Annotated in this window: 10 protein-coding genes; 8 read left to right on the forward strand and 2 right to left on the reverse strand. The window is 51.5% G+C overall.

Features of this window, described 5'->3' with window-relative positions; translation table 11 throughout:
* Positions 1-7 precede the first annotated feature (7 nt).
* The 3 genes from M0D42_RS09220 (at position 8) to M0D42_RS09230 (ending at position 3,424) form a co-directional block, all read left to right on the forward strand.
* Positions 8-1,549: an ABC transporter substrate-binding protein gene (locus M0D42_RS09220; RefSeq protein ID WP_265018319.1), complete on the forward strand. Its 1,542-nt coding sequence runs from the start codon at positions 8-10 to the stop codon at positions 1,547-1,549.
* Between the two features lie 72 nt (positions 1,550-1,621).
* The gene (locus tag M0D42_RS09225; protein WP_265018320.1) at positions 1,622-2,548 is read left to right on the forward strand and encodes an ABC transporter permease; all 927 of its coding nucleotides are present in this window, start codon (positions 1,622-1,624) and stop codon (positions 2,546-2,548) included.
* A complete protein-coding gene (locus M0D42_RS09230) occupies positions 2,549-3,424 on the forward strand; it encodes an ABC transporter permease (RefSeq protein ID WP_265018321.1) in 876 nt (291 codons plus the stop codon). It abuts the gene before it with no gap.
* A gap of 253 nt (positions 3,425-3,677) precedes the next feature.
* On the opposite strand, the gene M0D42_RS09235 is transcribed toward M0D42_RS09230, so the two are convergent.
* A complete protein-coding gene (locus tag M0D42_RS09235) occupies positions 3,678-4,844 on the reverse strand; it encodes an ROK family transcriptional regulator (protein WP_265018322.1) in 1,167 nt (388 codons plus the stop codon).
* A 1,617-nt stretch (positions 4,845-6,461) separates the two neighbouring features.
* Here M0D42_RS09235 and M0D42_RS09240 point away from each other — a divergent pair.
* Complete coding sequence (locus M0D42_RS09240) at positions 6,462-7,184, forward strand: dimethylsulfonioproprionate lyase family protein (RefSeq protein WP_265018323.1); 723 nt, start codon at positions 6,462-6,464, stop codon at positions 7,182-7,184.
* Positions 7,185-7,338: 154 nt separating this feature from the next.
* Here the strand turns inward: M0D42_RS09240 and M0D42_RS09245 are convergent, their stop codons facing one another.
* Complete coding sequence (locus tag M0D42_RS09245) at positions 7,339-8,193, reverse strand: LysR family transcriptional regulator (protein ID WP_265018324.1); 855 nt, start codon at positions 8,191-8,193, stop codon at positions 7,339-7,341.
* Between the two features lie 97 nt (positions 8,194-8,290).
* On the opposite strand from M0D42_RS09245, the gene M0D42_RS09250 reads away from it, so the two are divergent.
* From M0D42_RS09250 to betB, 4 genes are read left to right on the forward strand one after another with little or no spacing between them, the layout of a single operon-like run.
* A complete protein-coding gene (locus M0D42_RS09250) occupies positions 8,291-9,484 on the forward strand; it encodes a M24 family metallopeptidase (protein WP_265018325.1) in 1,194 nt (397 codons plus the stop codon).
* On the forward strand, positions 9,481-11,127 hold the full coding sequence (locus M0D42_RS09255) for a choline dehydrogenase (RefSeq protein WP_265018326.1): 1,647 nt from the start codon (positions 9,481-9,483) through the stop codon (positions 11,125-11,127). Before M0D42_RS09250 ends, M0D42_RS09255 begins: the two co-directional genes overlap by 4 nt.
* A 12-nt stretch (positions 11,128-11,139) precedes the next feature.
* Positions 11,140-11,496: a cupin domain-containing protein gene (locus M0D42_RS09260; RefSeq protein WP_265018327.1), complete on the forward strand. Its 357-nt coding sequence runs from the start codon at positions 11,140-11,142 to the stop codon at positions 11,494-11,496.
* Positions 11,496-12,959, forward strand: a complete 1,464-nt coding sequence (gene betB, locus M0D42_RS09265; RefSeq protein ID WP_265018328.1) for a betaine-aldehyde dehydrogenase — start codon at positions 11,496-11,498, stop codon at positions 12,957-12,959. The genes M0D42_RS09260 and betB overlap by 1 nt, the downstream gene beginning before the upstream one ends.
* Positions 12,960-12,979 lie beyond the last annotated feature (20 nt).

The following is a 12,979-nucleotide window of genomic DNA, read 5'->3' on the forward strand; positions in this document are numbered from 1 at the left end:
AGGACTTATGTCTTTTATCTCTCGATATCTCACACCCAAAAACGCGGTCCGTTCGACCCTTTTGGCGTCCTGCCTCACCTTGGCAGCACCCATCACCGCTTTTGCCGAAACCACCTTGAATGTGGCGCAGGGCCGAGATCCACAAAATCTTGATCCGATCGATACCTTCCGACTGGCATGGGGCTCGATCGCGAGCAACGTCTTTGACGGTCTGGTATTCCGTGGCGAAGATCTACAGCTGCAGCCAGGTTTGGCAACGAACTGGGAATTCCTGGACAATGAAACACGTATTCGTTTCAGCCTGCGCGAAGGCGTTGAGTTTCATAACGGCGAACCGTTCAATGCGGATGCTGTAAAATACACCTTTGACCGCCTCCTCGGCGAAGAAGGTGCCAAGGGTCCGCAGCGTGGCAACTACACGTCTATCCGTGAAGTGGTTGTGGTCGATGAATACACTGTTGATTTCATGATGGAACGCCCTGATCCCGTTCTGATCACCAAACTGGCTGGCTACGGTGCGATGATCGTACCACCAAAGTATATTGAAGAAGTCGGCGAAGATGCCTTTGATATGAAACCAGTAGGGACTGGCCCTTTCAAAGTCGCCGAATATACGCCGACAATCGGCGTGAAACTTGAGAAGTCTGATACCTACTGGAATGGCGAAGCGAAGGTCGACAACGTCAACATTCGCTTCATCCCAGAAGATGCAACCCGCATGGCAGAGCTGCTGTCCGGTGGTATCGACATCTCGCTGAACATTCCAACACCTTCGGTAGAGACCATCAAACAAAGCGACGTCGTTGATCTTGTGAACGTGGATGGGCCTTCTGTTGTTATCACCCGGTTCAACACCGAGCGCGGCATCACCACAGACCCACGCGTCCGTAAAGCAATCTCCATGGCAGTTGATCGGGAGACCATCATTCAAGCGCTACTTGGCGGTCTGGCGAGCCCAATTTCCAGTGCGCAGGGCGAGAAATCATTCGGCAACGACAGCTCGCTCAAGCCCTATCCCTACGATCCGGAAGCCGCAAAGCGCCTCTTGAAGGAGGCAGGCGTTGCTGCGGGCACTGAAATCACACTGGATATTCCAAGCAGCAACGACACATTCCGCGAAATTGCCCAGGTGATTGCCGCCTATCTTGAGCAAGTTGGGCTGAAATTAAATGTGCGCACCCATGAGACCAGCGTTTTCTTCAATGAGATCGTCACCAACGGCAAATCCGGAGAAATGTTCTATTTCGGCTGGGGCGGTTGGACCTTTGACTTCGATAACACCGCATATCTGCTCTATCACACCGGTGAGCGTAACAATCCTTACATCGATGATGCAAAACTGAACGCTCTGCTCGACGAAGAGCGCGCGACATACAACACCGATGTCCGTCGTGATGCGCTGCAGAAAGTGGCTGCCTATGCGCACGAACATGCGCTCGACCTGCCGCTGTACAACCTGTCGACTCTCTATGGCGTCAATAAACGTGTTGAAGGCTTTGTTCCGGCACCGGACGACCGAGCCCGTTATATGGACGTCACCCTGAAATAATCTAACTCCGGCCCCTGACCCTGCCGGGTTAGGGGCTGGCCGCACCAGCGTTGATCGCTGGGAGGAGATCTCATGCCAGTATTTCGTTTTATCTTACAACGTGTCTTCCAAGCGATCCTAGTGACGCTTGCTGTGACCCTCTTTGTTGCATTCGCCATTCGCTTAACGGGCGATCCGGCGATCATGATGACCGCTGAATCCAGTAACGTTACAGAAGAAGACCTTGCCCAAATTCGCGAGGCATTAGGTCTGAACCGACCGTTCTTCGTCCAGTATTTTGAGTTCATAACCAGCCTTCTCTCAGGTGATCTGGGAGAGTCTTTCTTCCGCGGTTCAATCCGTGATCTGATTGGCATCGCCATGCCCGCAACCTTGATACTGGCGGTGGCATCGCTAGGTATATCTATCCTGATATCCATTCCCCTGGGCATCCATTCAGCGCTGCACAAGGGCGGGCTATCTGATCAAATCATCCGCGTTCTGTCCCTTGTTGGATTATCCTTTCCGAACTTCTGGCTTGGCATCATGTTTGTGCTGCTTTTGTCTATCACGTTCCCCATCCTACCAGCCTCAGGCTTTGAAAGCTGGTCCGCATTGATCCTGCCTGCGCTGACAATTGGTATTATTTTGACCGCCACCAATGTGCGCCTGGTGCGCACCCAGATGCTGGAAACACTCTCGGCTCAATACATCATGGTGGCCCGTGCCAAAGGGATGAATGAAGGTGTCGTGATCTACAAACACGCCCTGCGCAACGCCGCAATTGCGATCGTGACCTTCCTTGGCCTTCAATTCGGCAATCTCATTGGCGGCCTCGTGGTGGTAGAGCTAGTGTTCAACTGGCCCGGCATGGGCACGCTGTCAATTGAGGCCATAGCGCAGCGCGACTATCCGCTCTTGCAGGCAACCGTCTCTCTTTTGGCGATCATGATTGTCGCCGTAAACCTCGCTGTTGATCTGGTTTATGGCCTGATCGACCCTCGCATCCGGGTGGCTTAAATGACTGATCAAACACAACAAAAACCCACGCGCGCATTGCCGAAATTCCTGACGAGTCGCTATGCATCATTTGAGTTTATCGCCGGTGCCTTGCTTACTGGTGTACTGACTCTGTTGGTTATTTTTTCAGGGGTCATCTATCCAGACGGCGGCACCAAAGTTGACCTGCTCGCACGTCTGACAGCGCCCTTTCTCTCTTCAGATCATCCTTTGGGCACTGACCCGTTAGGTCGCGATATCTTGGAGCGGATTATCCACGGCGGCCGTGTATCGCTGCTCGTTGGCCTCCTGTCCGCGATTGGCTCCGTAGTGCTTGGAACCGTAATCGGTCTCTTTGCGGGCTACTATCGAGGGTTTCTTGACGCCTTTGTTATGCGATTTGCAGACGTTCAATTGGCCTTGCCTTTCATCCTCATGGCCATCACGGTCATCGCGATTGTCGGGCCCGGAATTGATCGGATCATCATCCTGATGATCGTATCACAATGGGTGCAATATGCGCGGCTGGTCCGGGGGTCTGTACTAAGCCTGAGAGAACGCGAATTTGTTCAAGCTGCGCGTAGCTATGGATTGCCTGATGTGAAAATCATCTTCTCGCATATTTTGCCCAATGCCATGGGGCCATTGATCATCCTTCTGACTCTCAACGTGGCCAATAATATTCTGCTGGAAAGCAGTTTGACATTCCTCGGTCTTGGCGCCGATCCGCAGACCCCAAGCTGGGGAGGTATGTTGTCCGAGGGCCGCAGCTACATTCAAACCGCATGGTGGGTCACGGTATTCCCCGGCATCGCAATCATGCTGACTGTCCTAGGTCTGAACCTGCTGGGAGATTGGCTCAGAGACGAGTTGGACCCATTGGGCCGAACCCGCTAACCGGGAACACAAGAAAGACTAAATGGCCCGCTGATAGCGGGCTGTTTTATTCAGGCCCCCTGCACTTCTAGGTCAAACAACTTAGCGAAGCCACGAATGCGTCGATGGTTCGCAACGCTTTAACTCCACGTTTCCGGCAAATAAAAGCACGAAGTTTTCTGCAAATTTTTTGCATTAGAGGGGTTGGCTTATTGATACAAAAACAAACTCTGACGAACGATTAGTTCGCTTTGATGATCAACATATTAGGCGCTCAAATCGCTCCAACCTTTGCTAGCAGATTATGCATTGCCACGCTAAGTGCAGAGTCCTCCGAACTGATATCACTACGCGCCAACTCAATCTCTGGCAGGGCTTTCAAAACCTCTTCTACACCTGAGTGAAAATCGTTCTGACGCCCAACCTCCCCTGCCAATACAATCGTTTGCGGAGCCATGAGCGTCGCCACTGCAAGGAGCGCTGTTCCCAACGCGCGACCCGCATCATTGAATGCAGATTTCGCGTTGATATCGCCAGAATTTGCTTCAGAAATTGCTTGCCTGAGAGCATCCGCTGGGACAGAGACTTCACCGTACAGCTTCCTGATGACAGCTAAGCCTGATGCTGCGTCTTCGAGGCGTTTGCTGGCCCCGCCATGGTCAGAAGGCTCCACTACAAAGTTTGAAATTGAACCGAAGCCAGGATCACCCGAAACGAAGAACTGTCCATTGAAATAGGCAGAAGATCCGAAACCAAGCGCTGCGTTTACGAGATATACGCTGCCATTGCGATGCCCTGCGCGAATTTCACCTCGAAGCAATGCACTGGCGCGATGCTCGACGACCACAGGCATTTGCAACTTGTCCGTTAACATCGACTGGACAGGAACATTGGTCCAACCCAACGGCCTGGAATCGACGGTTTGTACCGTGTCGCCATCGGCTATGCCTGATGACATCGCCATTGATACGCCGGCCCCCAGCAATCGGCTCTTGTCGAGATCATTGCTATCCACAAGGGCTAGAGTTCGCGCAGAAAGTTCATCAAGGAAATTTTGTGGATCAGCAAAAGACAAATCACTGCAGTCAGCGATTTCTAGGATGCGACCTGTTGCATCCGCCAGGCAAACATTTCGACGGTTCGCAGTGATTGATATCCCAAGAAAGTAGGCCCCTTCGGGGTTGACGACGAGTTCGAACTCTCTGCGCCCAACGCGTTTTGGAGTCGCAATTGCGTCACCTTCTGCGATCAAGCCACTATCTATCAGTTCTCTGGTGATGCGTGAGACCGCCGCTCCAGTGAGCCCCGTTAATTCGCTGATCGTACCGCGGGTAATGGGCGCATTTTGAAGGATAATACTTGCGATCATTTCCCGATTTTGCTGACGGAGTACAGAGGTGCCACGTTCTGATTTCGCCTGTCGGGTATGGGGGTACTGCACGATTGCTCTTCTCACTCTAAGTCGTTTTTTGAACCATAACGCTGGGATCATTGGAAGAACAGCGTAACACACATCCAATTAATTGCAGGTGGTAATTAATTATTAATACAACCGGCTAAATTGAGACAAAATGCTTTGGTTAAAGTTACGACATAGAGGCCCAGCATGGATTCAAAGCGACCCAACATTCTGTGCAAAAAAGCGGTTCAGATTGTCTGAGATCAGCTCTTGTGGGGCCAAACAAAGCGTTTTGATACACGTGTTTGGCTCAGTTGGTTGGTGAGAGAATGCTACGCGTTTGCTATCATTCAATCGCCGCGCCTCGAAGGACTTTGTATGATCCTTGCCCGTTGTTCCTGAATGGCTCGGGTACGCGCAAGTTAGACATAGGCAGGTGTGATGTCGCTCAGACACTCAGATCATTCGCTACAGATTTAGCTGAATTCACTTAGCTGGCTTTCAAGCAAGATATAACTCACCAAAGCCTCGCGATCTTTGTCCCGATTTCGAGACAACTTTATCCCGATTTGCAGGCTCTGTAGATCGGAGTAAAGTTATCTCCAATCAAACGGAAAATTGGTTATAATTCAATAAGTTATTTTTCACCAAAATTGGCTGGGAGCAAAGATTTCGCGAATTTTGGACAAAGATCCCGCGAAATTCAGATTTTGGAAACAAAAAAGCCCGCGAATGCGGGCTTCAATTCGACTAGATTATGACTGAAATTCACTTCGTTCAGCGCATCGAGTTCAGAGTTTCGAGGCTAATGCAGATCGCTGCGACCCCGGTTTTTTCTGGATTTTTGAAAGCGGAAATGTCGCCATCAAGAACACCTCTTAGCAATTCCTCGAACCGGCCAAAGCCGCGCTGGGCGCAGTCCATCGAACTCATATCAAGCTGAAATGTTTGCGAAAAACGGCGCAGTCAAAGTGTTCGTAGGGTGATTTATTCATCGGTGAAAACGGGATGCACACGCTTTCGGAGTGCTTTTCGCAAGTGATTTTCAGTAAAAAAAATTGTCCCACAGCTCTGAGACGGAAACATTTGGCTTGCTAAGAAAGCTTGTTGGCCAGGCTTTGCGCGTTTCCAAGCAAGAATTTCGAATCATATAACGGCACCGAGTGGCTGTGTCCGGCCCTTAGCGGCCTTTCGTCGAGGTCATTGATGCTGTTGTGCAGCCCGTCAAAGGAGACATTCGCTGCGGCTGCACCAATGCTTGCTTTGTCTAGCGCATTGGACATTCCATTTTGAAAGAGCCACTGCTCAATGGCGACAAGTTATCTTCGGCAAGGGCGGTGCAATTTCTAATTCCCAAACGCTGGCATTATCTAGAACCGTGCAGTTTCCTTGAACAACGCCGCTTAAATCGCGTTTGCGTCCGTAGCAAATGCTGTGCTCGCCAAGTGATCCGAGCCGAAAATCATCTTGAAAAATCATCAGATTGCAAAATACCAATCTCGATGAAGTCATGAACAAATATTATTTAAATAGTAAGTAATCATATTTAGTTTGCCTTACTCACCTCTCCCATGATGGGGTGCCTCTACAGCTGTATTCTTAGAACAATCCAACCGAAAACCGGAGTGCAAACTGGGTTTCGGATGCAAGGAGGTAACAATGAAAAGAACAGCAACTTTAGTAATGGCCGCCGTTTGCTTGTGCAGCAACATCGCATCGGCGGAAATCTTGGACCCGAAGGCGATCAAGACCGAGGGCGAGTACAATGAATTTGGCACAAAATACCCCGTGACAGGTTTTCGAGGCCTTCCCTGGTCCATGCATTGGGACGACATGAAGGATCAAGGAACCACGCAATCCAACCGTTACAAAAAGCTTTTGACTTGGGCTGAGGATAACGGTGTCGAAATGGATGCCGTTCCAAATACCCAATATTCCTATACAACTGTCGTCGGGCCAGGCGCGCCATTGGAAGCCAAGAATATGTGGGCAGGGACTTTTAGTTTTGAGCCCGGCGGGGTCTATGGCGTTGGTCAACATGCATCTTGGGAAATCTATTTAGTGGTCTCAGGCGAAGCCGAGTTTTACAACTACGATAAAGTGACACATGCCAAGCCAGGCACTTGGATCTACACCCGCCCGTTTGACCCCCACGGGATCAGAAACGCATCTGATACCGAACCTTTGGAAATTGCCTGGTTCTGGTGGAAGGAAGATGAAAACCGTCCGAACTGGGCGACGGGTGGATTACCATTCCAACCCGCGGAGCTATGGGTCGGCAAAGGAATGGAACCCGAATTGGTTCCAACCAATTTGCCCCCAGAACCAACAGGCGATGATCGCTATAAATACATGTATGCGGACGAAAACGAAGTGAAGTAAATCAACTTTTTGGGTATTGTTACTCTAGACGAAACGCCCAAACAGGTCTGCATTTCTGAACTTCACAGAGAGCCGTAAGTGCTATTTACGGCTCTCAATGCTATAATGGCCTAGCGGATTAGACAGGCTCCGCCCGAACAGCCAAATCAGTCTTTCACGTACCATGCGATCCTGATCTAATTGTCGTTCTGAATTTTCTGGCAATCTGTTCAGCCCTCTTTGAATCGAAGCGTGGTCCGGCAATAAGGCAGAACGTAAGCTGTAGCGAGGTTCCAGAGGCCAACCCTGTGGCACGTTGCAATCCATCGGCGATATTAACCGGCAAAAGCGCATGGCAAAACCCGGCTTTGACGGCATCGCACAAGGAAGCGACCGTTGCTGCCTCTAGTACGAGATCATTCGGTCCGGAATAATTATCTAGATCGCGCAGGGCACGGTCGCGAAGTACACAATCAGTCGTTAGCACGCCAAATTGCGCAGGGCCGCCCCTGTAATCTGCAGACCCAAACCAGGCAACTTCTTCGGTCCACAATTCAAATCCTTCGTCTGATCCCGGCTCTCGAGCTAGGATTGCCATATCCAAGACACCTGAGGCAACCTTTGGCCGAAGGGAACGGCTGGGTTCCAAGAAAATACTCGGGGAAACCCTTGGAAAGTCTCGTTGGAAGATAGGCAGAAGTTCTTGGAGTAATGTCGGCGCATAGTCCGTTGGAGCGCCAAACCTCAGCGGGCCGGACAGTTCATCTTGTCGTAGTTCCCCGAGTAAATCGTAGTTCAGCGCGACTAGGCGTTGCCCCCGATCGCGAAGTATTTCGCCCGCAGAGGTCAGGGACACACCCTGGTTGCTGCGATCCAACACACGTTTTCCAAGAACTTCTTCAAGCCTCTTTATCTGTTGGCTTACGGCTGCAGGCGTCTTGTTCAATTGCAATGCAGCAGATTTGAACCCCTTTGTCTCTACGACGGTGAGGAAGGTTTTGATCAAATCAAGATCGATGATTGGCGGCATTATTAAGTTTTATTGTCTCAGTGGTTAATATTGTTTCGTTTGAGTTAACCACAACAACATCGCAAACTGAAGCTACTTTCTGTTGCAAAGGTGAGTCATGTTGGATCTGCCACAAATCATTGATGACAAGCGTGTCCGCGCTTACCGCTTAAACCGTACGCGCGAACTGCTCGCGCAGTTCAAAATGGATGCCGCGGTTCTGTTTGATCCGCTGAACCTTCGGTATTCGACCGGTTGCCGAAACATGCAGGTTTGGACCTCACATCACCTTAGCCGTTATGTCTTTGTGCCAGTCGAAGGCCCAGTTGTCCTATTCGACTATGGTGGTGCAAAGCACCTCTCTGACGACCTAGAAACAATTCAGGAAACACGACCAGCAAAGAGCTGGGACTACTTCGGTTCTGGCCATCGTGCTGAAGAGCATGCGAACAAATGGGCTGACGAGATCGTGGACTTGCTACACTCAACATGTGGACGTGGAGCGACCTTGGGCATTGACCGTGCTGACCTTCTCCCAATGCTAGCATTGCAACATCGCGGGATCAAAATGAAGGACGCCAAAGGCCCGATGGAAATGGCGCGCGCCATCAAGTCGATGGATGAAGTGTCGATCATCAAGAATTCAATGCAAGTTTGCACCGATGCGATTGCCTATATGCGCGGTTTTGCAGAGCCTGGCGTGACGGAAAACTACCTTCTCGCGAAGATGAACGAATACAATATGCGACATGGCGGCGAGTACCAGGAAACCCGACTTCTTGCTTCGGGGCATCACACCAATCCTTGGTTCACAGAGTCGACGGACAAGAAAATCGAAAACGGTGAAATGCTCGTTTTTGACAGCGATTTGATCGGGCCTGATGGCGTGTTCGCGGACCAAACGCGGGCTTTTGTCATCGGAGATCGGAAGCCAACCGACGAGCAACGCGTGCTCTACGCTCACGCCTATGAGCAGATGGAACACAACATGGCGCTTTTGCGCCCGGGCATGACTTTCGAAGAATTTGGTGAGCTGAGCTGGAAGATGCACGATATCTATGTGCCAAACCGCTACGCAGAGATGATCCACGGCATTGGCTTTGGTGTCGAATACCCGGTGATCTACTACCCTGAAGATCACGAAACCTGGCAATATTCCGGCACCTTCCAAGAGGGCATGTGTGTCTGTGTCGAGAGCTATATTGGTCCGGTCGGCGGCGATGAAGGGGTTAAACTCGAGCAACCCGTACTGATCACGGCTGATGGCCCTGTACCTCTTACTGACTGCCCGTTTGAGGATGACTATCTGTGAGTTCTTATGATTATATCATCGTCGGCGCCGGCACTGCAGGATGCGTGCTGGCTCACCGGCTGAGTGAAGGCGGCACCTATTCGGTCCTTATGTTGGAGCACGGCGGGGACGATCGGAACTGGATTTTGCAGATGCCTGCTGGCCTGCGCTCCGCTTTCAAGCCAACCAGTAAATACAATTATTGGTTCAAAACAACACCTCAGAAACACCTGAATAATCGGGAAATTGACCAGCCGCGCGGCAAGGCTTTAGGTGGCTCGTCTTCGATCAACGGAATGACCTTCTTGCGTGGAAACCCGCGCGACTACGATGATTGGGCGGAGCTTGAGGGCTGCAAAGGCTGGTCCTTTGCTGACTGTCTCCCTTATTTCAAGAAATTTGAACGCCGGGATGGTCCCGCAAATGAATATCGTAGCAGTGACGGAATGGTCGGGGTTAAGGCACAGCCTATTCAACACCTCAATCCACTGAATGCGGCATTTCTTGAAGCAGGGCAGCAGGCTGGGCATGCGCTGACTGAAGATGTCAACGGTTTCTCGCAGGAGGGTGTAAGCCGCTTTGAAATGTCGGTGGAGGGCGGATATCGCAGCACCTCGGCACGATCTTACATTCATTCGCAACCAAAACGCGACAATCTGACCGTTTTAACTGGGGCCAAGGTGCTTCGGGTTGTTGTGGAAAACGGCCGTGCAGTCGGTGTCGAGTACGCCAAAGGCCGCAAGGTCAAAGTGGTGCGCGCCAATCGCGAAGTTGTCATGTCAGCAGGGGCATTTGGAACACCTCATATACTCATGCTTTCAGGCATTGGCCCTGAGGACCACCTGAAGGACAAAGGTATTCCGGTGATGTTCAACGCCCCTATGGTAGGCGAAAACCTGCAAGATCACCTCGAGGCGCATGTGCAGGTCGAAACCGATCAACCGGTGTCCCTGAACAAGTACCTTAAACCTCATCTCATGTTGTGGGCAGGCATTCAGTGGTTTGGTTGGAAAGGTGGTGTGGCCGCTGTAAACCAATGCCATGTTGGTGCCTTCCTGCGTTCGACCGCTGAAACGACGCATCCAGACATCCAGTTCCACTTCTTCCCCATCCTGTTTGGTCCGAACTGGATCCCGGATCCTGCCAAGAACGGATACCGGCTGGGTGCGGGCCCAATGCGCCCTGAAAGTAGAGGCACCATCCGATTGGCGAGCGGTAATCCTAGTGATGCTCCGTTGATTGACCCAAATTATCTGGCAACAGATCACGATTGGTTTGTCATGCGAGAAGGGCTTAAACTGGGACGCGAAGTCCTCGCCCAGCCTGCATTCAAGGAATTCCACAAGCGGGAAGATTTGCCAGGCAGCCATGTGAAAACCGATGCTGATTGGGACGAGTTTATTCGCGAGGATGCCTCATCGGCCTACCATCCTTGCGGCACCGCACGCATGGGGGCCGATGGTGACCCCCGTGCTGTCGTCGATCTGGAGCTTAAATTCCGGGGCATCGAAGGTCTTCGGGTTGTCGATGCTTCGGTCATTCCAGCAGTTCCCAGCGCTAACATTAACGCCGCCACTTTCATGATTGCTGAAAAAGCCGCGGACATGATTCTTGGCCGCAAACCCTTACCCCGTGAGGCAGTAGCCTATCACCGGGCCGTCTGAAGCGAGAATGCAATGACACGACTCAACGAACGTATTTTGGACACGGACCTATTTAAACGCCGCAAAGCGACCGAAGACACAAAACGCAAGATTGCGGGTTGGGAAATTTGGGAGTGTGCGGATCCAGCCTTTAGCTACGAATACGATCGTACGGTGACTATGTTTGTGCATGAGGGCGCGGCCGTGCTCAGCTTTTCCAACGGACACAAAGTTGACCTCCAAGCGGGCGACACTTTGACCGTACAGGCGGGCGCAAGCGCTGATTGGGTAATCTCATCTCCGATCCGCAACAGTTACATGTATCACGATACCTTCATGTCTGCCGACAACAGGGCGCAACAGGTGCGTTGGGAAGGTGAGAAAGACTGATGCGCGCGCAACCCAAAGGATCACATTTCATCAACGGTCGATTTGTTGAGGATGAAAATGGCGTGGTATTCACGTCGATCTTCCCCGCTACCGGTGAAACCATTGCCAAACTAACAAGCGCAACATCGTCCACGGTTGATAGGGCAGTATTGACAGCAAAACAGGCACAGCCTGCTTGGGCTGCGATGCCGCCGGTCGAACGTGGTCGTATTCTACGCCGCGCGGCTGATATTATCCGCGAGCGAAACCGGGAACTCAGTGAGCTTGAAACACTTGATACGGGCAAACCGATTCAAGAAACTCTTGTGGCGGACGCGGCCTCAGGTGCCGACAGTCTAGAGTTCTTTGGCGGTCTTGCAGCGTCAATCAATGGTCAGATGATCGAATTGGGCGGTGCGTTTGCTTATACACGCCGTGAACCCTTAGGCGTCTGTGCGGGTATCGGCGCTTGGAATTACCCAATCCAAATCGCCTGTTGGAAAGTGGCGCCAGCACTGGCAGCAGGCAACACAATGGTTTTCAAGCCATCGGAAGTGACACCACTGACAGCTTTAAAGCTTGCTGAGATATTGCAGGAAGCTGGACTCCCGGATGGGGTGTTTAACGTGGTTCAAGGGTTTGGAGACACAGGTGCCGCTCTGACCACGCATGCTGATGTGGACAAGATATCATTGACCGGTTCCGTACCAACCGGGAAACGCGTGATGGCCAGTGCCGCCGAAGGGTTGAAGCACGTTACTTTGGAACTTGGCGGAAAATCCCCACTGGTGATTTTTGAAGACGCCGATCTGGATAATGCCGTGAGTGCTGCCATGAATGGAAACTTCTATTCTTCCGGCCAGATCTGTTCGAATGGTACGCGCGTTTTTGTGCAGCACAATGTTTTGGAAGATTTCTTGTCGCGTCTCAAGGAACGCACTGAAGCGATCACGTTGGGCGACCCAATGGACCCGGAAACTCAGATGGGTCCAATGGTGACTAACGACCATGCCGACAAGGTGTTGACCTATCTTGATAAGGGTAAGTCAGCAGGAGCCCGATTGGTAACCGGTGGGGGCCGTACCAAAGTTGAAGGGTGCGATCGGGCACGATTTATCCAACCAACAGTTTTTGCCGACGTGACCGACGAAATGGTGATCGCACGCCAGGAAATTTTCGGACCGGTAATGTCCGTTTTGACCTTTGACACCGAGGAAGAGGTCCTAGCACGTGCCAACGATACGGAATTTGGTTTGGCTGCCGGAGTATTCACACGTGATCTAGCCCGTGCCCATAGGTTTGCGGGTCAGCTCGAAGCTGGCACGATCTGGATCAACAATTACAATCTGACGCCTGTTGAAATGCCGTTTGGCGGCGTCAAGAACTCGGGAATTGGGCGCGAAAACGGACTGGCGGCGATTGGTTTCTACACTCAGGAGAAGTCGATCTACGTTGAAACCGGAGATGTTGAATCTTCTTACTAGATCGCGGCTGCCCTAACAAA

Source organism: Cognatishimia activa (genome assembly GCF_026016445.1).
GTDB classification, from domain to species: domain Bacteria; phylum Pseudomonadota; class Alphaproteobacteria; order Rhodobacterales; family Rhodobacteraceae; genus Cognatishimia; species Cognatishimia activa_B.

What these genes read in the sequence shown, in the direction of transcription:
- M0D42_RS09220 (WP_265018319.1), top strand. Translation starts at nt 8, where the DNA reads ATGTCTTTTATCTCTCGATATCTCACACCCAAAAACGCGGTCCGTTCG.
- M0D42_RS09225 (WP_265018320.1), top strand. Translation starts at nt 1,622, where the DNA reads ATGCCAGTATTTCGTTTTATCTTACAACGTGTCTTCCAAGCGATCCTA.
- M0D42_RS09230 (WP_265018321.1), top strand. Translation starts at nt 2,549, where the DNA reads ATGACTGATCAAACACAACAAAAACCCACGCGCGCATTGCCGAAATTC.
- M0D42_RS09240 (WP_265018323.1), top strand. Translation starts at nt 6,462, where the DNA reads ATGAAAAGAACAGCAACTTTAGTAATGGCCGCCGTTTGCTTGTGCAGC.
- M0D42_RS09245 (WP_265018324.1), bottom strand. Translation starts at nt 8,193, where the DNA reads ATGCCGCCAATCATCGATCTTGATTTGATCAAAACCTTCCTCACCGTC.
- M0D42_RS09250 (WP_265018325.1), top strand. Translation starts at nt 8,291, where the DNA reads ATGTTGGATCTGCCACAAATCATTGATGACAAGCGTGTCCGCGCTTAC.
- M0D42_RS09260 (WP_265018327.1), top strand. Translation starts at nt 11,140, where the DNA reads ATGACACGACTCAACGAACGTATTTTGGACACGGACCTATTTAAACGC.
- betB (WP_265018328.1), top strand. Translation starts at nt 11,496, where the DNA reads ATGCGCGCGCAACCCAAAGGATCACATTTCATCAACGGTCGATTTGTT.